This window comes from Streptomyces populi (assembly GCF_002911015.1).
Lineage (GTDB): Bacteria > Actinomycetota > Actinomycetes > Streptomycetales > Streptomycetaceae > Streptomyces > Streptomyces populi.
In genome coordinates this window covers 25,725-47,945 of record NZ_KZ626857.1, presented here as the reverse complement: position 1 = coordinate 47,945, position 22,221 = coordinate 25,725, and the positions used below count along the sequence as shown (strand labels likewise).

Genomic DNA, 22,221 nt, shown 5'->3' with positions numbered 1-22,221 from the left:
GGCCGGATCAGCCCTTGTAGGCCGCTGCGGCGTCCGCTTCGAGCTTCGCCTGCGCTCCCGCCACGTCCTTCGGGTTCTTCAGGAAGTCCTGTAGGTCCTTCCACTCGCCCTTGCCGGGCGTCCCGCCGAAGGCCTGCGGGGCCTGGTCGGACATGTCGAAGCGGAAGTCGTCGCCGGCCGCGATCAGGGCCTTGGCGATGGCCCGCTGCACGGCGTTCGGGTAGGCGGAGTCGGCCACGTTCTTGTTGGGGGAGAGGTAGCCGCCGAGCTTCGCCTGGATCGTCGCCGCGTCGGGCGAGGCGAGGAAGGTCAGCAGCGCCTGGGCCGCCTTCGAGTCCTTCAGGACGACGGCCGCGTCACCGCCGCTGACCACCGGTGCCTTGTCGCCGACCGCCGGGAACGGGAACACCTTCGCGTCCGTCCCGATCTTCGCCTTGGTCTCCGCGATGTTGACGCCCACGAAGTCGCCCTCGAAGACCATGCCCGCCTTCGGCTGGTCGCCGCCGGTGAACGTCTGGGTGACCGAGGCCGGGAACTCCGTCTGGAGCGCTCCGTCCGGGCCGCCCGCGACGAGGTTCTTGTCGCCCCACAGCTGGGCCAGCGTGGTCAGCGCGTCCTTCACGGACGGATCCGTCCACTTGATCTCGTGCCGGGCGAGCCGGTCGTACTTCTCGGGGCCCGCCTGGGAGAGGTAGACGTTCTCGAACCAGTCGGTGAGCGTCCAGCCGTCGGCACCGCCGACCGAGACGGGGGTGACCCCGGAGTCGTACACCGTGCGCGCGGTCGCCAGGAACTCCTTCCAGGTGCCCGGCTCCTTGGCCCCCGCGTTCTCGAAGACCTTGGCGTTGTACCAGACCAGGGACTTGTTGGCGGCCTTGTAGTACACGGCGTACTGCTTGCCGCCGACCTTGCCGAGGTCCTGCCAGCCCTGCGCGTAGTTCTTCGTCAACTGCGCCTGCGCGTCCGGCCCTACGGGCTTGGCCCAGCCCTTGTCGACGGCCTGCTTCACCGCACCGACCTGGGGGAGCAGCGCCACGTCCGGGGGAGCGCCGCCCGCGATCTTCGAGCCGAGGAAGTTGATGATCGGGTCCTGCGCCGGTACGAAGGTGACCTTCGCGCCCGTGCGCTTCTCGAACTCCGCCAGCACCTTCTTGAAGTTGGCCTGTTCCGCCCCGGTCCACACGGCGGCGACCTCCAGGGTGGCCCCGTCCAGCTCGGGCAGGGCCACGGAGCCGGCACCGCCGTTCTGCGCGCCCTTGCCGTCGTCGTCGCCCTTGCCCTTGTCGCCGTCGCCACCGCACGCGGTGAGTGCCAGGGCACCCGCGACGACGGCGGCCGCGGCGGCCCGCACGGCTCTGCGCGAGCGGCGCCCGGAGTGACTGGAAGACCTGCGTACACGAGGATTGCTGCGCATCACTGCCCCGTTCTTCGCTCGTCGTCGAACGCCAAAGCGAGTGTCCCGATCACTCCGGTCTACGCCTGGTCCTTCACGGGCGGCAAGACCGCCGGGGCTGTCAAGTACGCGATCGTGATTGGGTCGTGACGTCCAGTCACGTGAATCGGGGTGTGCCGGGTCCGTCGGCGGGGCTCGGCGGGCGGCCCGTTCGCGCGCACGACGCCGGGTTCCGAGGACGGTGACGCGCGGGTGCCGGCGCCGCTCCGCCGCGAAGGGACGGGAACGGCGCCGGCACCGTGACGCGCGGGCTACAGCAGCGAGGGCATCTCGGCCGCGGAGACGGAACGCGCGGCCCGCTCCAGGGCGCTGGCGAGCAGGGCCAGGTCCGTGGGTCCGTTGCCCAGCTCGCGGACCGGCCGGCGGGCCGGCGGGTCGCCCATGCGGTGCCATTCCAGGGGGACGACCGTGGGGCGCAGCGTCGCCGTCCGGGGGATGCGGCCCGTGACCCGCCCGCCCTGGAACGGCGTCTCCCGGCCGTCCGGACGCAGCAGGCGGCCCCGCCCGGGGGCGGGCTCCTCGGGTCCGGGCGACGGGGCGTCGAGGGTGACGCGCAACGCGGCGGAGCGCGCCAGTTCCGACGCGGCGGTACGGCCGCCAGCGCCGGACGCCGCCACGAGGTGCACCCCGAGCCGGTCCCCTTCCCGGACGACGGCCTCCAGCGCCCGTACGACCGAACCGGCCGCCGGGCGGCCCGGCGACCCCAGCGGCGGTGTCAGCAGGGCGTCCAGATCGTCGACCACCACGACCAGCCGGGCCAGCGGCGGCCCCGGCTCGGTCCGCTGCCGTGCCGCGGCGGGGCGCAGCCGCAGCGTCGAACTGGGCGGCGTGTCGAGGTCCGAGGCGCCCAGGGACGAGGCGCCCAGGGACGAGGTCCCGCCCGAGCGCTGGGCCACGATCCGGCCGGGGACCGTCCGCCCGGCGTGCCACTCCGCGAAGCCGAGACGGCCCAGCAGTTCGGAGCGCCGCTTCAGCTCGGCACTCAGCGACTGGGCGAACTCCCGCATCCGGACGGGGTCGTTGGCCGTGAGGTGCGTGGTGACGTGCGGCAGGTCGGTGCAGACCTGGAGTCCTTCCCCGCCGCCCGCCGCGTTCTGGCCCGCCGTCGCGTCGCGTCCGTCCATCAGGACGATCCCGAGCCGGTCGGGCCGCTCGGCGGCGGCGAGCGACGCGGCGACCGAGCGCAGCAGTTCCGTACGGCCGCTGCCCGGCGGGCCCTCGATCAGCAGGTGCGGGCCCTCGACGGACAGGTCGACGGCGACGGGTCCGCGCGGGCCCGCGCCGAGCACCGCCCGCGTCCGTCCGCCGAACGCCTCGCTGTCGTCCGCGGCGTCCGCCCAACGCGCCATCAGGGAGGCGGGGGTGGCCCGCGCCAGTCCCAGCTCGTCGAGCAGCCGCGCCGTCTGGGGCAGGGGCGCCGACACGCGCGTGTGCCGGTCCCCGGGCGCGGAGTCCGTCCGCAGCGGCGCGAGGGACCGGGCGAAGCGCTCGGCCCAGGCGTGGGACACGGCGTCCACGGCGGCGACCGTGCCGTGTCCCACGGGCCCCCGGGGGAGCTGCCCGGCCGCGGGGCGCGGGACGCCGGTGCGGGCGGCCCCCGCGTCACCGGGGCCGCCGGGCCGGAAGCCGGCGGGAGAGGAACCGGACCGCGGCGCCCCCTCGCGTTCGCCGCCGCCCGGTGCCACCCGCATCAGCCGCAGCGCCGTGGCCACGTCACCGCTCAGCAGCGCCACCGCCCCGCACTCGCGGAACGCCGGCGACGCCGCGCACGCCGCCTCGTAGGTCTCCGTCACCGGTGAAGCGGGGGAGGCGGCGGCGGTCTCGGCGAGGCACACCAGATGGATCCCGGCCCGCGAGCCCTCCCGCGCGAGGCGGGCCACGGCCTCCCGCAGGTCGGAGCTCCCGGGGTCCCCGTCCACGATCACCACCGTGGACGGGCCGTCGTGACCGTCGTCCGTGTCGTCGGTCCGCGCCCAGGCCGGCCTCCGTGCCGTGCCCCGCGAGCCGCCCCCGCCGGACGGGGCGGGGCGTTCGCCGTGTCCGGCGTCGTCGTGCCTCCCGGAGCGGGCGGCCGGAACCGTGGCACCGGCGCCCGCGGGCAGCGGGCCACGGCCGTGCGGCCCGCCCTCCGCCTCCAGGCTGTCCTCCAGGCGGCGCAGGAGTTCGTCCGTGCGCGCCGCCGCCTGTTCGCGGTCGTACGCGAGGAGCAGACGGCAGTCCTGGCCGTGGGCGGGACGCAGATGGGGGAGCCAGCCGAGCCAGGACCACTCGGCGGTGCGCTCCTCCACCGGGCGGGTCCGTTCGGTGCTGATGAGGACGATCTCCAGGGTGTCGGGGGAGTGCAGCGCGGCGAGCTGCGCGACGACCGAGCGGGCCAGCCCCGACAGGCGCGCCCGCGGTCCGGCCAGGCCCAGCGAGCCGGCCTCCCGCAGCCCGGCGGTCACCGGCACCGCGGGCAGCAGGCCCGAGCCGTCCGGCGCCGTCCGGTCGGCCGTGCCCAGCCGTACCGTCAGTGCCTCCGGGTGTCCCGGTCCCCGCTCCCACAGCCGGGGACCGGGTCCCAGCGCGGTGAGCAGCAGGATCGCCGGGTCGGGCCAGCTCTCGGGCGAGCGCCGCACGGCGGGGAGCATCTCCTCCACCGCGAGCGCCCCGTCCTCGTACGCCTCGCGCGCGGTCCGGTCCGGTCCTCCGCGGCCGCTGGCCAGACGCCGGGCCCACGCGCCGATCCCGCCCCGCCTGCGCACTCCCGGAGGGACGTCCGTGCCCCGCGCCGGCGTGCCCTTGCGCGCGCCGGGGACGCCCGCTCCGAGAACGCCGGGCGCGTCCGCGGCTCCCGTCCCGTCCGGGCCGTCCTGGTCCGCGGGCCCGCCGGGGCCGAGGCCCTCCGCCGCCGAGCCTCGCGGTCCGTTCTCGATCCGGGGCGCCCCGCCCTGCTCCGGAACGGCTGGGGGCGCCGACCGGCCGTGCTCCAGCGCTCCGGGCACGCCGCCGGCGGAGGTCCCCCACTCCGCGGTCCCGTAGGCGTGGTGCGTCTCGCCCGCGGGCGGCGGGGCACCGCCCTGCGAGAGGGTGGCGCTCCGCCCGCGCGCGTGGGGCACGGCACCGCGCGGGTGCGGGGTGTCCTGCGGGGGCGCGGGCGGCGCGGAGGAGGCCGCGTCCGGTCCGTCGGCGGAGCCGTCCGGCGAGCCCGCCGCCGGGAGGCCGCCCCGGGCGGCGGGGACCGTGCCCCGCCGGGCGCCGGTTCCCGCGGCGGCCGGGTCACCGTGTCCGTCGGTCCGGGAGGGGGTGTCCCCGGCCGATCCGGCCCGCACCCTCACGTGGCCCTCGCCGTCCGGAGCCGTCTCCACGGCGCCCGGGCCTCCCGGCAGGGCGAGCCGCAGGGCGGACTCGCCGACGCGCAGCAGCGCGCCCGCGCCGAAGGGGACGGGCCGGCCGCCGACGCGGGAGCCGTCGAGCGTCGTGCCGTTCGTGGACCCGATGTCGGCGACCGAGACGCGGCCCTCGGGGGTGACGGTGACCGCGCAGTGCAGGCGGGACACGTCGGGGTCGTCCAGGGGCACGTCGGCGTCCGCGGAGCGGCCGATGCGGATCTGGCCGCCGTGCAGCAGGTGCACGCCGCCGGCGTCGGGGCCCGCGACCACGTGGAGCTGGGCCGAGACGTCGTCCAGGTCGGGACCGGGTTCGGCGGGCGCGCCCAGACAGAGCACGGCGCCGTCGGTCAGCGGCGGTTCGCCGAGGGTGCAGCGCTGGGCGTCGAGCCGCTCCGCGCCCGCGTAGAGCACGATCTGGCCCCCGCCGGACTCACGGCCCCGCTCGCCCTGGGAGGCGCCCCCGCCCCCGACCGCCGCGGCCAGTCCCGACGCGACCGCGGCCAGCGCCGTCCCGGCGGGCGCGGTGACCAGCACATCGCAGGCAGTGGCCCGCCCCCGCGGCTCCGGGGGCGGGCCCAGCGGGTCTACGACGGTCAGCCGGATCTGCATCGCCGTCAGGGATCCCTCCGCGCGGGTGTCCGCGACGGGGACGAGGCTGTGCTGCGGTCCCCCACCGCAGCTCCCCCCACCGCACACGGGCACGTCGGCCAGTAACTGGAGGCATCCTCGCACCTGCCGCAGACAACGCGCCCGCTCCCCACCCGTAAGTGATCTTGATTGGTCGGCTCTGCCCGTAAAAGTTCCTGGCCAGTGCCCGCTCGATGTCGGCTTGAGATCGGTCACGCCCGGTCCCGGCAACCAAGTGACCGAAGTGAGCGTCTATCCGTCGAGCGCATGCGGACGGCTTTCCGTCGAACATGGACAGGAGCGGCTACGTATGCGCTCGTGCGGACCACCGGTACGCACGGGATCTATGGGAAAGCACACCAGGAGGACAGCCCTGTGCCGGGCGGAGCGGCACTACAGTTGGGTCGGAAAACTCCTGTACCACGGTGATCACGGTGGACGGACCAGGCAAGCAAGCAACAGGGAGCGCATGACGTGCGGCCGGTAGGGAGCAAGTACCTCCTTGAGGAGCCGCTGGGGCGCGGCGCCACAGGCACGGTCTGGCGAGCCCGCCAGCGGGAGACCGCGGGCGCCGAGGCGGCCGTCGCGGGACAGCCCGGCGAGACCGTGGCGATCAAGGTCCTGAAGGAAGAGCTCGCCGGCGACGCCGACATCGTGATGCGCTTCCTCCGTGAGCGGTCGGTGCTGCTGCGCCTGACCCACCCGAACATCGTGCGGGTGCGCGACCTCGTCGTCGAGGGTGAACTCCTCGCCCTCGTCATGGACCTGATCGACGGCCCCGACCTGCACCGCTACCTGCGCGAGAACGGACCGTTCTCGCCCGTCGCGGCCGCCCTGCTCACCGCCCAGATCGCCGACGCGCTCGCCGCCAGCCACGCCGACGGCGTCGTGCACCGCGACCTGAAGCCCGCGAACGTCCTGCTCAAGCAGCAGGCCGGCCAGATGCACCCGATGCTGACCGACTTCGGCATCGCGCGGCTCGCCGATTCGCCCGGCCTCACCCGGACCCACGAATTCGTCGGCACGCCCGCGTACGTCGCCCCGGAGTCCGCCGAGGGACGCCCGCAGACGTCGGCCGTCGACATCTACGGCGCCGGCATCCTGATGTACGAGCTGGTCACCGGGCGTCCGCCGTTCGCGGGCGAGTCCGCCCTCGAAGTGCTGCACCAGCACCTGAGCGCCGAACCGCGCCGCCCCTCGACCGTCCCGGACCCGCTGTGGACCGTCATAGAGCGCTGCCTGCGCAAGAACCCGGACGAACGGCCCAGCGCCGAGAACCTCGCGCGCGCACTGCGTGCCGTCGCCGCGGGCATCGGGGTGCACGCGTCCCCCGCGCAGATCGCCGCCGCCGAGGGCGTGGGCACCCTGCTCGGGCCCGACATGGCCCCGGCGCAGGTCCCGGACCTGCCCCCCGGCTCGGCCGACGCCACCCAGGTGCTCCCGCAGGGCGCGGGCTCCTACGACCCGTACGGCGCGACCAGCGTGCTGCCGCACACCGCCGGAGCGGCCGACCCGACCGCCGTGCTGCCGCCCGTGCCCCAGCACCAGCCGGGCGGACCGGGCGGAGCGCCCGGACAGGGCGAGGACCCGCACCCCTGGCAGAGCCAGCTGCGCGCGGCCCGCGACCGCAACGAGCAGACGCAGGTCCAGTACCTCGACCCGAACGAGGACCCGCTGCGCCGCCGTCCGCAGCGCCAGGTGGCCCGCCCGCAGCAGCAGCCCCAGCCGCAGCAGCAGCGCCCGCAGCGGGGCCAGCAGCCGCCGCCCGGCTACGGCTATCCGCAGCAGCAGCAGCAACAGCAGCAGTACGCGCCGGGGCCCCAGCAGCAGCAGCGCTACGCCCCCGCGCCCCAGCAGCAGCCCCAGCCGCAGCGGTACGCACCCGAGCCGCAGCGGCCCCAGCAGCCCGCCCCCCGCCAGCCCCGGCAGGGCAGCGCCAACCCGATGAAGATCCCGGGACTCGGCTGCCTCAAGGGGTGCCTGTTCACGATCGTCATCCTGTTCGTGGCCGGCTGGCTGATCTGGGAGTTCAGTCCCCTCCAGGACTGGATCGGCTCCACCAGGAGCTTCTGGGGCCAGCTCACCCACTGGTACGACCAGGTCAGCGGCTGGATCGGGGATCTCGGTTCGAAGGACCCCTCGGGCACCTCGGGCAACTGATCCCCGGCCCCGGGCGGCCGACTCTGGGGATTTGTCGACATCCGACGGGTGATTTCGGTCCTGGGCGTGAAGGTTGGCTCCGCGGGCGCGTACTTTAAGCGGCAACACGCGTCTGTAGGAGCAGTCTTGGCACGCAAGATCGGCAGCAGGTACACCGCGCACCAGATCCTGGGGCGGGGGAGCGCCGGCACGGTGTGGCTGGGGGAGGGGCCCGAGGGGCCCGTCGCCATCAAGCTGCTCCGCGAGGACCTCGCGTCCGACCAGGAGCTGGTGGGGCGCTTCGTGCAGGAGCGCACCGCGCTGCTCGGTCTCGACCACCCCCATGTGGTGGCGGTGCGCGACCTGGTGGTGGACGGCAACGACCTCGCCCTCGTCATGGACCTCGTCCGGGGCACCGACCTGCGCACCCGGCTCGACCGGGAGCGGCGGCTCGCCCCGGAGGCCGCGGTCGCGATCGTCGCCGACGTGGCGGACGGACTCGCCGCCGCGCACGCCGCCGGGGTCGTCCACCGCGACGTGAAGCCCGAGAACGTCCTGCTCGACATGCAGGGCCCGCTCGGCCCCGGCGGCTCCCACCCGGCCCTCCTGACCGACTTCGGCGTGGCCAAGCTCATCGACTCGCCGCGCCGGACCCGGGTCACGAAGATCATCGGTACGCCGGACTACCTGGCGCCCGAGATCGTCGAGGGCCTGCCGCCGCGGGCCGCCGTCGACATCTACGCGCTGGCGACCGTGCTCTACGAGCTGCTCGCCGGGTTCACGCCCTTCGGCGGCGGACACCCCGGCGCGGTCCTGCGCCGCCACGTCACCGAGACCGTGGTCCCGCTCCCGGGCATCCCGGACGAGCTGTGGCAGCTGATCGTGCAGTGCCTGGCCAAGGCGCCCGCGTCCCGGCTGCGGGCCTCCGAGCTGGGGGCGCGGCTGCGGGAGCAGCTGCCCCTGCTGGCCGGGATGCCGCCGCTGGACGTGGACTCGCCGGACGCGGAGGCCGAGGACGGGGACGAGGAGCGCGAGGAGAGCGCGGAGCCGTCCGCGCCCGCCGCGGCGCGCGAGCGGCGCGGGGCCGTGCCCCTCGTGCCGGGGGCCGCGCCCGACTCGAACCGGGACACGCACACCTCGATGCGGGTGCCCGCGCCCGACGAGCTGGCCGGCGGGGCCCGGGGAACGGCCCGGGTGCCCCGTGCCACGGGCGCGCCCCGTCCCGGCTCCGCCCGGCACCGCGCCTCCGCCCGGCGGCGGCGCGTCGTCCTGGGGGCGGCGGCCGTCGCCCTGGCCGCCGCGGTGGGCGTCGGCGCCTGGCTCGCGACCTCGGGCGACGACGACGCGGCCCCCCAGGACACGAAGAACTCGGCCCCCGCCTCCCCCTGACCTCGCCCCTGCGTCCCCCCGGCCTCGCGGGCACGGGCGGGGCGGGCCCCTCGGGGGCGAGGGGCGAGTCCCGGTTGCCGCAACCGTTACGCTGGAGGCGTGGCAGTCGTCGATGTATCCGAAGAGCTCAAGTCCCTCTCCTCGACCATGGAGTCGATCGAGGCCGTCCTGGACCTCGACAAGCTGAGGGCAGATGTCGCCGTGCTCGAGGAGCAGGCGGCCGCGCCGTCCCTGTGGGACGACCCGGACGAGGCGCAGAAGATCACCAGCAAGCTGAGCCACCTCCAGGCGGAGGTCAGGAAGGCCGAGGCGCTCCGCGGGCGCATCGACGATCTGGGCGTGCTCTTCGAGATGGCCGAGGAGGAGGACGACCCGGACACCCGTGCCGAGGCCGAGAACGAGCTCGCGGCCGTCAGGAAGGCGCTGGACGAGATGGAGGTCCGCACCCTCCTGTCCGGCGAGTACGACTCCCGTGAGGCCGTCGTCACCATCCGCGCGGAGGCCGGCGGCGTGGACGCCTCGGACTTCGCCGAGAAGCTCCAGCGCATGTACCTGCGCTGGGCCGAGCGCCACGGCTACAAGACCGAGCTCTACGAGACCTCGTACGCGGAGGAGGCGGGCATCAAGTCCACCACCTTCGCCGTGCACTCGCCGTACGCGTACGGAACGCTCTCCGTCGAGCAGGGCACGCACCGGCTGGTGCGCATCTCGCCGTTCGACAACCAGGGGCGCCGCCAGACCTCCTTCGCCGGTGTCGAGATCCTGCCGGTCGTCGAGCAGACGGACCACATCGAGATCGACGAGTCCGAGCTGCGGATCGACGTGTACCGCTCGTCCGGCCCCGGCGGCCAGGGCGTCAACACCACGGACTCCGCGGTGCGCCTGACCCACCTCCCCACCGGCATCGTCGTCTCCTGCCAGAACGAGCGCTCGCAGATCCAGAACAAGGCCTCGGCCATGAACGTCCTCCAGGCCAAGCTCCTCGAGCGGCGCCGGCAGGAGGAGCAGGCCGCGATGGACGCCCTCAAGGGCGACGGCGGCAACTCCTGGGGAAACCAGATGCGTTCGTACGTCCTGCACCCCTACCAGATGGTCAAGGACCTGCGCACCGAGTTCGAGGTCGGCAACCCCGAGGCCGTGTTCGGCGGCGAGATCGACGGCTTCCTGGAGGCCGGAATTCGCTGGCGCAAGCAGCAGGAGAAGTAGGCACACGGCACGAGCGGTGCGGGAGGACACTCCCCACCCCTGCTGAAACCTCTTTGTCGACAAGGCAACTGCCGCCCATCGGGCGGCAGTTGCCTTCGTTTGTATGGGCTGTATGGGTTTTCCGTCACAGTCACATGTCCCCAGGCCGGGCAAACGATGGTGTTCCGGACATCGCGTACGCAACGACCTTGACGCTGCTTCGGAAACTGGGAAGGGTGAAGTTTGGCATGCGCATCTCCGGGGTGCATGTGAACCGGGGGGTCGAGCGAAGCCTCCTGTGACGCCGTGGCCCCGGGCGCTGCTCCATCGACGATCAGCTACTGGGGGTAGCAGGCAGATGACCAAGAAGACGCGGATCCTCGCGGCACGAATAGCCGCCGGCGCGATGATCGCCGCAGGTGCTTCCCTGGCCGCGGCGGGTGTCGCCTCGGCCACCGGGTCCGACGGCCCGACCCCGACGCCCACCGAGACGGGCATTCCCACCACCAGCGCCGAGCCCACCGAGCCGGCCCCGACCGTGACCGAGCCCACCGAGCCGGCTCCCACGGAGACCGAGCCCACCGAGCCGGCCCCGACCGTGACCGAGCCCACCGAGGACCCGGACCCGACCGCGACCGAGCCGACCGAGGACCCGGACCCGACCGACGAGCCCACCTCGGGCAGCAGCTCGGCCCCCGCGGAGAACGGCACGGGCGGCAACGACGCCGACCCCGACGGCGGGTCCAGCGCCCAGGAGGAGGGCTCCTCGGCCCTCACGGACACCGGTTCCGACACGAAGGCCCAGGGCAAGGACGGTGAGCTGGCCGACACCGGTGCCGGCCGGACCACGTTCCTGGTCATCGGTGCCGCCACGATGGTCGCCGGCGGTGTCGGCTTCCGTCTGCTGCCGCGCCTCGCGGGCGGCCGCGGCGGTGCCGCCGCCTGACGCGCGCACGACGTGACGAAGGGCCCGGAGCAGCTCGCTCCGGGCCCTTCCCGCGTCATGGGTGGCGGCGGCCGCGCCCGGCCGTCCCCGCGGCTCTCACACCGTCTGGTGGGCCACCAGCGCCAGCGCCGCGATCAGTACCACGAGCAGGGCGATCAGCGCCATGGGGTTGAGGCCCGCGAAGGGGCTCTCCTGCTGGAGCCGCTCCCGGTTCGCACGGCAGACGGGGCAGCGACCCTCGCTGACGGGTGCCGCGCAGTTAGCGCATACCAGTCGGTCGTACGTCATGCGCCGGCCCTCCTTGCGACATCTCCGCGTACGCAGCGCTCTCGCGTACACATCGCTACTCATAACGCTGCGGCGAACGCAACCGTTCCCCTACCACTGTGCCAGGTTCCGCGGATTTCGGCGCGGCCCCTCTCCTCCTGCCCCGCGCGGAGCGCCGCCGACCCCTCGGACCGGGTGTGAATCGCGCCTCAGATCTGTGACAAATCGTGCAAGCCGCGCGCAACCGTGTACGCCGACTGCGCTCGCACACCCGGTTCGCGTATGGTCACGCACACCTACCCCCGGCGACCCGTGGTGCACCCGTGATCCGATTCGACAATGTCTCCAAGGTCTACCCCAAGCAGACCCGCCCCGCTCTCAGGGATGTCTCCCTGGAGGTCGAGCGCGGAGAATTCGTGTTCCTCGTGGGGTCCTCCGGCTCCGGAAAGTCCACCTTCCTGCGGCTGATCCTCCGCGAGGAGCGGACCAGCCAAGGCCAGGTGCACGTCCTGGGCAAGGACCTCGCGCGCCTCTCCAACTGGAAGGTGCCGCAGATGCGCCGCCAGCTGGGGACCGTGTTCCAGGACTTCCGCCTCCTGCCCAACAAGACGGTCGCCGAGAACGTGGCCTTCGCCCAGGAGGTCATCGGCAAGTCCCGCGGCGAGATCCGCAAGTCCGTGCCCCAGGTGCTCGACCTCGTCGGCCTGGGCGGCAAGGAGGACCGGATGCCCGGCGAGCTCTCCGGTGGTGAGCAGCAGCGCGTGGCCATCGCGAGAGCCTTCGTGAACCGGCCCAAGCTCCTCATCGCCGACGAGCCGACCGGAAACCTCGACCCACAGACCTCCGTGGGCATCATGAAACTGCTCGACCGGATCAACCGGACGGGCACCACGGTCCTGATGGCGACGCACGACCAGAACATCGTGGACCAGATGCGCAAGCGCGTCATCGAGCTGGAGAAGGGCCGTCTCGTCCGTGACCAGGCGCGCGGCGTCTACGGCTACCAGCACTGATCATCGTCCACGGAAAGGTCTGAGGAAGACGCCATGCGCGCGCAGTTCGTTCTGTCGGAGATCGGTGTCGGTCTCCGCCGCAACCTGACCATGACCTTCGCGGTCGTCGTCTCGGTCGCCCTCTCGCTCGCCCTGTTCGGCGGCTCGCTCCTGATGAGCGACCAGGTGAACACCATGAAGGGCTACTGGTACGACAAGGTCAACGTCTCGATCTTCCTCTGCAACAAGAGCGACGCCGAGTCCGACCCGCACTGCGCCAGGGGCGCGGTGACCAGCGACCAGAAGAAGCAGATCGTCGCCGACCTGGACAAGATGTCGGTGGTCCAGAAGGTCACCTACGAGTCCTCGGACCAGGCGTACAAGCACTACAAGGAGCAGTTCGGCGACTCCCCGCTGGCCAGCTCCCTCACGCCGGACCAGATGCAGGAGTCGTACCGGATCAAGCTGAAGGACCCGGAGAAGTACCAGGTCATCGCGACCGCCTTCGACGGCCGGGACGGCGTGCAGTCCGTCCAGGACCAGAAGGGCATCCTGGACAACCTGTTCGGGCTCCTGAACGGCATGAACTGGGCCGCGCGCGCGGTGATGGCGATGATGCTCGTCGTCGCGCTGATGCTGATCGTCAACACCGTGCGCGTCTCGGCGTTCAGCCGACGGCGTGAGACGGGCATCATGCGGCTCGTCGGCGCCTCCGGCTTCTACATCCAGGCGCCGTTCATCGCCGAGGCCGCGGTGGCCGGACTGATCGGCGGCGGGGTCGCCTGCGGGTTCCTGCTGATCGCCCGGTACTTCATCATCGACCACGGTCTGGCGCTGTCCCAGAAGCTCAACCTGATCAACTTCATCGGCTGGGACGCCGTGTTGACCAAGCTCCCGCTCATCCTCGCGACGAGCCTGCTGATGCCCGCGCTGGCCGCTTTCTTCGCGTTGCGCAAGTATCTGAAGGTGTGACGCATACCAAGAGGGCCGTACCGTCAACCGGCGGTGCGGCCCTTCGCGTTGTCCTAGACTCACCGGCATGTCAGGCCGTGACCTGTTCTGCGAGCCCCGCCGCATCCGCCGCGGGGCGGCCCTGACATTGGTGTTCGCGAGCATCTTCGTCGCCGGGGCGGCGACCGGATCGTTCTCCGACCCCGCCCGGAAGACCGGGGCCGAGGCGCCCGGTTCGGCCGCGGCACGCCGTCACGACGAGGTCACCCGGGCCGCCGCCGAGGCGATGGCCGACGGCAAGTCCCCCATGGAGGCCGCCGAGAGGGCCGTCAGCCGCAGCGGGGACCGCTGGGGCGCCGTCTACTCCCAGGGCGAGTACCAGGAGTTCGAGGAAGCCCTCGACGGCCAGTACACCGGCGTCGGCCTGTGGGCCCGCCGCGAGCGCGACGGACGGATCGAGGTCACCCGCGTCAGCGCCGGCTCGCCCGCGGCCGCCGCGGGCATCCGCAAGGGCGACCTGCTGCGCACCATCGACGGCGCGAAGGTGGACGGCCGGCCGGTCACCGAGGTGGTCTCGTTACTGCGCGGCGACGCGGCCGCCGCGGCCGCCGGCACGAAGGTCTCCCTCGGCCTGGAGCGCGGCGCGCAGTCGTGGAGCCGGACCCTGCGCCGGGCCAGGCTCTCCACGGACTCCGTGACCGTCAGCAGGCTGCCCGGCGGGGTCACCCTGATCAAGGTCGACGCCTTCACCAAGGGCGTGGGCGACGCCGTACGGACCGCCGTCGGCCGGGCGCCGGGCCGGACCGGGGTCGTCCTCGACCTGCGCGGCAACTCCGGCGGTCTGGTCACCGAGGCCGTCACCACCGCCTCCGCCTTCCTGGACGGCGGCCTCGTCGCCACGTACGACGTGAACGGCGCCCAGCGCGCCCTGCACGCGGACGCCGGCGGCGACACCGCCAGGCCCCTGGTCACGCTCGTGGACGGCGGCACGATGAGCGCGGCCGAGCTGCTCACCGGCGCCCTCCAGGACCGCGGGCGCGCGGTCGTCGTGGGGTCCAGGACCTTCGGCAAGGGCTCGGTCCAGATGCCGAGCCGGCTGCCCGACGGCTCCGTCGCCGAGCTGACCGTCGGGCACTACCGCACCCCCGCGGGCCGCTCCGTCGACGGCCGGGGCATCACCCCCGACCTGGAGGCGGACAAGGAGCCGCTGAAGCGGGCCGAGACCGTGCTGACCGGTCTCGGGGACCTTTCCTGACCCGTCGGCCGCGGGCCCGGTAATCGGCTTTCCCCCGAGCCCCTCCGTAGTGCGAAAATGGCCAGCACTATGAGCAAGGGAATGTACGTACCGAAGGAGTCCCAGCCCAAGCAGGGTGGGGCTGCCGCCAAGTCCAAGGACGGCGAGAAGGGCGGCAAGCGCAAGATCGTCGCGCAGAACAAGAAGGCCCGCCACGACTACGCGATCATCGACACCTACGAGGCCGGGCTCGTCCTGACCGGCACCGAGGTCAAGTCGCTGCGCCAGGGCCGGACCTCGCTGGCCGACGGGTTCGTCCAGATCGACGGGGGCGAGGCGTGGCTGTACAACGCCCACATCCCGGAGTACAGCCAGGGCAGCTGGACCAACCACTCCGCGCGCCGCAAGCGCAAGCTGCTGCTGCACCGCGAGGAGATCGACAAGCTGTCCGTGAAGTCCGAGGAGACGGGCCACACGATCGTGCCGCTCGCCCTGTACTTCAAGGACGGCCGGGCGAAGGCGGAGATCGCGCTCGCACGGGGCAAGAAGGAGTACGACAAGCGGCAGACCCTGCGCGAGAAGCAGGACCGGCGCGAGTCGGACCGTGCCATCGCGGCGGCCAAGCGCAGGCAGCGCGGCGAGTAGGGCGCCGGGAGGCCCGGCGGGCGGTGCCCCGGAGGGCCGGACGGCACGGCGGGCGGGTCCGCCGGAATAGGCTGGCACCGTCGTGCGTTGGTCACGTACGATGGCAACGCACCCCACAGCGGGTGCGGGTTCCTCCCCGGAGGGGCCGCGCTTTGAAAAATCAACATGGGGATGATCGGTTTCGACAGCGGCTGTTGAGCCAGGGGAAGCGTGTCGAGGAAGCGGCAATGATCTCGTAAACCATATGTCGCAAAAAATAATCGCCAATTCCAAGAGCGATTCCCAGTCCTTCGCCCTCGCTGCCTGATAAGCAGTGAGTGAAGGACCCTTAATGGGTGTCAGCCCGGGGGTGTTCCCGACCCGGACCCTGGCATAATCTAGGGAACTAAACCATCGAGCCCGGTCACGGGGTTCGCTGGGAAATCAAACAGTGACTGAGCCCGTCGGCGACTTGTTCGCGTGATCGCCGGGGCTGAGAAAATCGCAGCGAACTGCACACGGAGAAGCCCTGATTCTGCACCGTTGGACGCGGGTTCGATTCCCGCCATCTCCACTCATCCCATGTTTTAATTGAATAGCGTGACGAAGGCCCCGCTGCCCAGGCAGCGGGGCCTTCGCCGTTCCCCGGGACATCCCCGTACACCCCTGCCCTCAGGAACCCAGCGTGCGGGGTGCGGTGCTGGAGCGCTCCGTCATCCGGGGGGTGAGCAGGGTCGCCTCCGGGCAGGGCGTGCCGTTCAGCTTCCTCATCAGCAAGTCGACCGCCCGCCCGCCCACTTCGGCGGACGGGATGGCGATCGAGGTGACCGGGACACGCAGGTTCCCGGCGAGTTCGTCCGGGCAGATCGCGGTGACGGACAGATCGGCCGGGACCCGCAGGCCGAGCTGCTCGAAGGCGTCGACCAGCGGTTCCAGGAGCGGCTCGTTGTGGACGACGACACCCGTCAACGCGGGCTGCTCGCGCAGGAGTCGCTCGGCGATCCGGCGCGCGGCGGCGGGCGAGGCCTCACAGGGGTGGACGGACGAGACCAGACCGTTCCGGTCGGCGGCGGCCGTGAACCCCTGCACCACCCGCTGCGCGAACGCCGTGCCCCGCACGTACACCTCCGGCGGAGAGCCGACCAGCGCGACGACCCGGTGACCGAGCCCCGCGAGCCGCTCCACGCACAGCTCACCGGCCGCCTTGAAGTCCAGGTCGATGCAGGTGAGCCCGTCCGGGGCGGCCGGGAAGCCGATGAGCACCGACGGCCGGTCCAGGGCGCGCAGCAACGGCAGCCGGGGATCGTGGAGCTGGACGTCCATCACGATCAGCGCGTCCACCAGCGCGGTGTCCGCGACCCGGCGCAGTCCCTCCTCGCCCTCCTCCTGGGTGAGCAGCAGGACGTCGTGGTCGTGCAGCCGGGCCGCCGTCACCACCGACACCGCGAACTGCATCACCACCGGCACGTGGATGCCCGCCCGCAGCGGGACGACCAGCGCCAGGACGTTCGACCGGCTGCTGGCCAGCGCCCTGGCCCCCGCGTGCGGACGGTAGCCCAGCCGGCGGATGCTCTCCTCGACGCGCTGCCGGGTCTCCTCGGAGATCGGCCGCTTGCCGCTGAGGGCGTAGGAGACGGTGCTCGGGGACACCCCGGCGTGCCGTGCCACATCGGTGATCTTGACCATCACTCCGACTCCAGTTCCAGGGAGAGGAAGCCCGTCCCGGCCCGGGCCCGTACCTCGCGTCCGCCCGCGGCCAGCCCCCAGGGAGCCGACGGATCGTCGCAGGACGCGCGCAGGGTGTTCCCCTCGCGCACGACGGTGAAGGCGACCCGCCCGGCCCGCACCGACACCCGGGCTCCCCGCTCCAGCCCGTACGCGCGCAGGGTGACCCCGTCCGCGTAGTCGTACTCGGGGCGGTCGTCCACCGCGCCGACCGGGATCACCGCGCCCGGCCGCACCAGCAGCGGCACGCTTCCGAAGCCGTGCCGCTCGCGCACCCAGCGCGGTCCGGTCACCGGCGGCCCGCCGAGGTAGGGGGTCCAGGTGCCCTCGGGCACGTAGTACGAGACGTCCCCCTCGTCGTTGAAGACGGGAGCGACCAGCAGATCGGGGCCGAGCATGTACTGCCGCTCCAGATGCGCGCACCCCGGGTCGTCCGGGAACTCCAGGACCATCGCCCGCATCATCGGCACCCCCTCCGCGTGGGCGGTGAGGGCGGCCTCGTACAGGTACGGCATGAGGCCGAGCTTGAGCCGGGTGAACAGCCTGAGGACGTCCACGGCCTCCTCGTCGAACAGCCAGGGCACGCGGTACGAGGAGGAACCGTGCAGCCGGCTGTGCGAGGACAGCAGACCGAAGGCGATCCACCGTTTGAACAGCGCGGGCGTCGGCGTCCCCTCGAAGCCGCCGATGTCGTGGCTCCAGAACCCGAACCCCGACATGCCGAGGCTGAGCCCGCCGCGCAGCGACTCGGCCATCGACGCGTACGTCGCCTCGCAGTCGCCGCCCCAGTGCACCGGGAAGCGCTGGCTCCCCGCGGTCGCCGACCGGGCGAAGACGACGGCCTCGTGCTCCCCGCGGTGTTTGCGCAGCACGTCGAACACGGTCCGGTTGTAGAGGTACGTGTAGTAGTTGTGCATCCGCTCCGGGTCGGCGCCGTCGGCGTAGGCCACGTCCACCGGGACCCGCTCGCCGAAGTCGGTCTTGAAGCAGTCGACGCCCTGCTCCAGCAGCGCCTCCAACTTCGAGGCGTACCAGTCCCGGGCGGCCGGGCTGGTGAAGTCGACCAGGGCCATGCCCGGCTGCCACAGGTCCCACTGCCACACGCTGCCGTCGGGCCGCCGCAGCAGGTGCCCGAGGGCCCGTCCCTCCGCGAACAGCGGTGAGCGCTGCGCGATGTAGGGGTTGATCCAGACACTGATCCGCAGCCCCTTGTCCTTCAGCCGCGTCAGCATCCCCTCCGGGTCGGGGAACACCCGCGGATCCCAGCGGAAGTCGCACCAGTTGAACTCGCGCATCCAGAAGCAGTCGAAGTGGAACACGGACAGCGGGAGTTCGCGCTCCCGCATGCCGTCGATGAAGGAGGTGACGGTGCCCTCGTCGTAGGAGGTGGTGAAGGACGTCGACAGCCACAGGCCGAAGGACCACGCGGGCGGCAGGGCCGGACGCCCAGTGAGCGCGGTGTACTTGCGCAGGATGTCCTTCGGGGTCGGGCCGTGGATGACGTAGTACGTCAGCTCCTGGGTCTCCGCGCTGAACTGGACCCGGGAGACGGCCTCCGAGCCGACCTCGAAGGAGACCCGGCCGGGATGGTCGACGAAGACGCCGTAGCCCGCGTCCGTCAGATAGAACGGCACGTTCTTGTAGGCCTGTTCGGTGGCGGTGCCGCCGTCCGCGTTCCACATGTCCACCACCTGGCCGTTCTTGACGAGCGGCCCGAACCGTTCGCCGAGGCCGAAGACCTGGGTGCCGACACCGAGGTCCAGCTGCTCGCGCAGGTAGTGGGCGCCGGTCGTGTCCCGCATGATGCCCATGCCCTTGGGGCCGCTGCTGGTGAGGACGCGGCCGTGCGCGAGGAAGTCGACGTGCCAGGGGGCGGTGCGGGAGACCCGGACGGAGAGGGTGCCCGAGGTCAGGGTCGCGTGCTCCTCGTCGTACTCCGCGTGCGCGGTGAACTCGTCCGCGCGCAGTTCGAACCGGGGCCCGCGCGGCTCCTCGCCCTGGAAGTGGGTGAACGTGACGCCGATGACGTCGGGCAGGGGCGCGTGGGCGCTGATCGTCACGACCGGTCCCTTCAGCAGGTCGCCGCGGTGCCGGATGGGCTGCGTCGGCGCGTGGATCTCCAGACCGCCGGGGTCCGAGGTCACGTCGAGGACCTCGACCGGGTGGGCCGCGGTGACGCCCTCGCGCAGCAGCCAGTAGCCGTCCGTGAACTTCAAGGCCGTACCCCTTACTTCACCGCGCCGGCGGCGATGCCGCGGGTGAGGGTCCGCTGGAAGACGAGGAAGAAGACGATGGCGGGCAGCACGCCGAGGAGGGCGGCCGCGTTCGTCATCGTGGCGTCCATCAGGCGCTGGCCCTGGAGGACACCGAGGGCCACCGACACCGTCTGGTTGTCGTTGGAGATCAGCATGACCAGCGGCAGCAGGAACTCGTTCCACGTCCAGACGAAGAAGAAGACGAGGAGCACGCCGATCGTGGGACGGCTGACCGGGACCACGATCCGCCACAGCACCTGCCACCGGTTCGCCCCGTCGATCCGGGCGGCCTCGATGATCTCGCGGGGGAACCGTCCGAGGACGGAGGAGAGGAGATACGTGCCGAACGCCGACTGGATCACCGTGAACACGATGATCACGCCGAGTCTGGTGTCGTAGAGGCCGGCCTGCTTGCTCAGGTGGTACAGCGGGTAGACCAGCGCCTCCTGCGGCAGGGTGTTCGCGAGGACGAAGAAGGCGAGCACCCAGGCGCGGCCCCTGATCCGGCCGATGCCGATCGCGTACGCGTTGAGGACGGACAGCACCGCGGCGCCGACCGCCACCGAACCCGAGATCAGCACCGAGTTGAGGAGCTTGCGGCCGAAGTCGACGCGCTGCCAGAAGTCCTCGACGCCGTCGAGGTAGAGGCCGTGCGGAAGGCCGAGGGGGCCGTGCGCCGAGTACTCGGCGGGCGACTTGACCGCGTTGAGCGCGACGACGGCGAAGGGCAGCACCATGAACAGCGCGCCGACGGCGAGGGCCACGAGCACCGGGTAGCGGCGGAGCGCGGTCATGCGCGGACCCCTTCCTCGGCGTCCTCGGCGCGGGTCTGGAACCTCAGCCCGATCAGCGCCAGCGCCAGGATGATCACGGTCAGGACGGTGGAGATCGCGGCGCCGTAGCCGACCTGGGTCTTCTCGAAGAAGGTGGTGAAGGAGAAGTACGACGGCACGTCCGTGGCGCCGCCCGGTCCGCCCTTCGTCAGGACGTAGACCGCCCCGAACACCTTCAGCGCGGCGATCGTGCACCACAGCAGGACGACCGAGATCTCCGGGCGGATCTGCGGCAGCGTGATGTGCCAGAAGCGCCGCCACCAGCCGGCGCCGTCCAGCTCGGCGGCCTCGTACAGCCCCGGGTCGACGCGTTGCAGGCCTGCCATGAAGACCACGAGAGGGAAGCCGAGCTGTACCCAGACCATCACCCCCATCACGCTGTACAGCGCGAAGTCCGGGTCGCCGAGCCAGTCCTGCTGCCAGGAGCCGAGACCGACGGCCTCGAGCAGCGCGTTGAGCGAGCCGTCGTCGGGGGCGAGGATCCAGCTCCACACGATGCCCGCGACCGCGATCGGCAGCACCTGCGGGAGGTAGTAGCAGGCCCGCAGCACCGCCACGACCCTGCTGCCGAAGTGCTTGCCGATGTGGTCGAACAGGGCCGCGGCGAGGACGAGTCCGACCGCGGTGGGTATCGCGGCCATCGCGAGGACCATGAACAGGCTGTGCCGGAAGGACGCCCAGAACTCGGTGTCGGCCCACAGCTCGCGGTAGTTGGCGAGGCCGGTCCACGAAGGGGTGCCCACCCCCTGCCAGTCGGTGAAGCTGGTCCCGGTGTTCATCAGGAACGGCACGACGACGACCACCGTGAAGGCGAGCACGCCGGGCAGCAGGAACAGCGCGTAGGTCTCGCGCGGGCGCCGCGGGTGACCGGCCTTCACCCGGCCGGCCACCCGTCGCCCGCCGCGGGCGGCGGTCGTCGTCATCGCCGCGGTACGCCCTTGTCGTACGCCTTCTGGAGGTTGTCCAGGTAGGCGTCGGGCTTCTCGCTGCCGGTGATCAGCTTCTGCGTCTCGGAGACGAGGGTGTCGTAGAAGCCGGCCACCGGCCAGTCGGGGTAGAAGGCCAGCCCGTCACGGTCGGAGAGGGTGTTGTAGTCCGAGATCAGGGTCTTGGCCCTGGCGTCGGTGATCGCGGAGGTGTCGGCGGCCACCGGGACGCCGCCCTTGTCGCCCAGCAGGTTCTGGATCTTCTTCGACATGGTGATGTCGATGAAGTCGTAGGCCAGTTCCTTGTTCTCGGCGCCCTTGGGGACCACCCACAGGTTGCCGCCGGAGCCCAGGGTGAGGTTCGAGCCCGGGAACAGGCCGGAGTCCCAGTCGAACGTGGCCTCCGACTCGAAGCGGCCGTACCACCAGCTGCCGGAGAACAGGATCGGCGACTTGCCCTGGATCCAGGACACGCCCGCGTCCTCGGCCTTCGTGCCGCTGGACTTCTTGGAGATGTACCCCTTCTCCACCCAGTCGGCGAAGGTGTTCGCCGCGTAGCTCCATGCGGTGTCGTGGAAGTCGTTCTTGCCCTTGTACAGCTCGTACTTGTCGACCCACGAGCGGTCGGCCCTGGAGAGGGCGAGCTGGTAGAGGTACTGCTGGGCCATGTACTCGGCGCCCGCGTTGGCGAGCGGGGTGATGCCCTTCGCCACGAACTCGTCCATCGCGGAGACCAGTTCGTCGTACGTGGTCGGCTCCGCGATCCCGTACTTCTCGAACAGGTCCTTGTTGTAGAAGACCATCGTGTACTCGGCGTAGTTGGGCACGCCGTACCACTTGCCGGAGCCCATGACGCCGTTGGCGTCGTACCGGCTCGTGGTCTTCACGCCGGAGCTGAGCTTCTTGTCCCAGCCGCGCTCGGTGGCCTCGGCGGTGAGGTCGGTCAGCAGTCCCTGTTCGGACAGGAGCCCGGCGGTCGCGTTGCCCTTGTTGTACTCCATGATGTCGGGGGCGTCGTTCGAGTTCAGGACCATGGGCGCCGTCTTCTGGATCTGCTCGAAGCCCTTCTCCTCGAACTTCACCCTCACACCGGGGTGTTGCGCTTCGAATTCCTTGATGGCCTCCTTCCAGGCCACCCCCATCGCGCTGTCCGGCCCTTCGTAGTGCCACAGCCTCAGTGTCCTGCCGTCGGAGGAGCCACTGTCCGAACCGCCGCAGGCCGTCGCCAGCAGGGCTCCCGTCACGGCCGCCGCCACCGCCGCCGTCATGCGCCGTCGTTTCGTCAACATCCACTGCCTCCAGAG

16 protein-coding genes and 1 other RNA gene are annotated in these 22,221 nt (G+C 71.9%); 9 read left to right on the top strand and 8 right to left on the bottom strand.

Annotated features, from left to right (window positions below; genetic code table 11):
• Positions 1 to 7: 7 nt before the first annotated feature.
• Together CW362_RS12320 and CW362_RS12315 are read right to left on the bottom strand one after the other, a co-directional pair.
• A complete protein-coding gene (locus tag CW362_RS12320) occupies positions 8 to 1,414 on the bottom strand; it encodes an ABC transporter substrate-binding protein (protein ID WP_103549451.1) in 1,407 nt (468 codons plus the stop codon).
• Positions 1,415 to 1,704: 290 nt separating this feature from the next.
• Positions 1,705 to 5,433, bottom strand: a complete 3,729-nt coding sequence (locus CW362_RS12315) for an FHA domain-containing protein (RefSeq protein WP_103549450.1) — start codon at positions 5,431 to 5,433, stop codon at positions 1,705 to 1,707.
• Positions 5,434 to 5,925: 492 nt separating this feature from the next.
• Here CW362_RS12315 and CW362_RS12310 point away from each other — a divergent pair, with 492 nt between their 5' ends.
• From CW362_RS12310 to CW362_RS12295, 4 genes are all read left to right on the top strand, one after another.
• On the top strand, positions 5,926 to 7,611 hold the full coding sequence (locus CW362_RS12310) for a serine/threonine-protein kinase (protein ID WP_103549449.1): 1,686 nt from the start codon (positions 5,926 to 5,928) through the stop codon (positions 7,609 to 7,611).
• A gap of 126 nt (positions 7,612 to 7,737) precedes the next feature.
• Positions 7,738 to 8,979 carry a serine/threonine-protein kinase gene (locus tag CW362_RS12305; protein WP_103549448.1) on the top strand — a complete coding sequence of 414 codons (1,242 nt, stop codon included), beginning with the start codon at positions 7,738 to 7,740 and terminating at the stop codon, positions 8,977 to 8,979.
• A 99-nt stretch (positions 8,980 to 9,078) separates the two neighbouring features.
• Entirely contained in the window at positions 9,079 to 10,185 is a 1,107-nt protein-coding gene (prfB, locus tag CW362_RS12300; RefSeq protein ID WP_103549447.1) for a peptide chain release factor 2, read from the top strand.
• A 337-nt stretch (positions 10,186 to 10,522) separates the two neighbouring features.
• Positions 10,523 to 11,110: a hypothetical protein gene (locus CW362_RS12295; RefSeq protein ID WP_103549446.1), complete on the top strand. Its 588-nt coding sequence runs from the start codon at positions 10,523 to 10,525 to the stop codon at positions 11,108 to 11,110.
• Positions 11,111 to 11,206: 96 nt separating this feature from the next.
• Here the strand turns inward: CW362_RS12295 and CW362_RS12290 are convergent, their stop codons facing one another.
• Positions 11,207 to 11,398: a hypothetical protein gene (locus tag CW362_RS12290; RefSeq protein WP_103549445.1), complete on the bottom strand. Its 192-nt coding sequence runs from the start codon at positions 11,396 to 11,398 to the stop codon at positions 11,207 to 11,209.
• Between the two features lie 302 nt (positions 11,399 to 11,700).
• Here CW362_RS12290 and ftsE point away from each other — a divergent pair, with 302 nt between their 5' ends.
• The 5 genes from ftsE to ssrA all read left to right on the top strand — a co-directional run bounded on the left by ftsE (position 11,701) and on the right by ssrA (position 15,755).
• A complete protein-coding gene (gene ftsE / locus CW362_RS12285; protein ID WP_037619290.1) occupies positions 11,701 to 12,390 on the top strand; it encodes a cell division ATP-binding protein FtsE in 690 nt (229 codons plus the stop codon).
• A gap of 33 nt (positions 12,391 to 12,423) precedes the next feature.
• Positions 12,424 to 13,341 carry a permease-like cell division protein FtsX gene (ftsX, locus tag CW362_RS12280; RefSeq protein WP_103549444.1) on the top strand — a complete coding sequence of 306 codons (918 nt, stop codon included), beginning with the start codon at positions 12,424 to 12,426 and terminating at the stop codon, positions 13,339 to 13,341.
• A gap of 67 nt (positions 13,342 to 13,408) precedes the next feature.
• Entirely contained in the window at positions 13,409 to 14,575 is a 1,167-nt protein-coding gene (locus CW362_RS12275) for a S41 family peptidase (RefSeq protein ID WP_206300937.1), read from the top strand.
• Positions 14,576 to 14,656: 81 nt separating this feature from the next.
• Positions 14,657 to 15,199, top strand: coding sequence for an SsrA-binding protein SmpB (gene smpB / locus CW362_RS12270; protein WP_206300940.1), 543 nt, complete (start codon positions 14,657 to 14,659; stop codon positions 15,197 to 15,199).
• Positions 15,200 to 15,366: 167 nt separating this feature from the next.
• Positions 15,367 to 15,755: a transfer-messenger RNA gene (ssrA, locus tag CW362_RS12265) on the top strand.
• 95 nt (positions 15,756 to 15,850) lie between these two features.
• Here ssrA and CW362_RS12260 read toward each other — a convergent pair.
• From CW362_RS12260 to CW362_RS12240, 5 genes are read right to left on the bottom strand one after another with little or no spacing between them, the layout of a single operon-like run.
• Positions 15,851 to 16,864 (bottom strand): LacI family DNA-binding transcriptional regulator, encoded by a 1,014-nt coding sequence (locus tag CW362_RS12260; RefSeq protein WP_206300936.1) that lies wholly within the window; start codon positions 16,862 to 16,864, stop codon positions 15,851 to 15,853.
• On the bottom strand, positions 16,864 to 19,119 hold the full coding sequence (yicI, locus tag CW362_RS12255) for an alpha-xylosidase (protein ID WP_103549440.1): 2,256 nt from the start codon (positions 19,117 to 19,119) through the stop codon (positions 16,864 to 16,866). The genes CW362_RS12260 and yicI overlap by 1 nt, the downstream gene beginning before the upstream one ends.
• Positions 19,120 to 19,130: 11 nt before the next feature.
• Entirely contained in the window at positions 19,131 to 19,952 is an 822-nt protein-coding gene (locus CW362_RS12250; protein WP_103549439.1) for a carbohydrate ABC transporter permease, read from the bottom strand.
• On the bottom strand, positions 19,949 to 20,914 hold the full coding sequence (locus tag CW362_RS12245; RefSeq protein WP_103549438.1) for a carbohydrate ABC transporter permease: 966 nt from the start codon (positions 20,912 to 20,914) through the stop codon (positions 19,949 to 19,951). The genes CW362_RS12250 and CW362_RS12245 overlap by 4 nt, the downstream gene beginning before the upstream one ends.
• Positions 20,911 to 22,206: an extracellular solute-binding protein gene (locus CW362_RS12240; RefSeq protein WP_206300935.1), complete on the bottom strand. Its 1,296-nt coding sequence runs from the start codon at positions 22,204 to 22,206 to the stop codon at positions 20,911 to 20,913. Before CW362_RS12240 ends, CW362_RS12245 begins: the two co-directional genes overlap by 4 nt.
• Between the last annotated feature and the right edge of the window lie 15 nt (positions 22,207 to 22,221).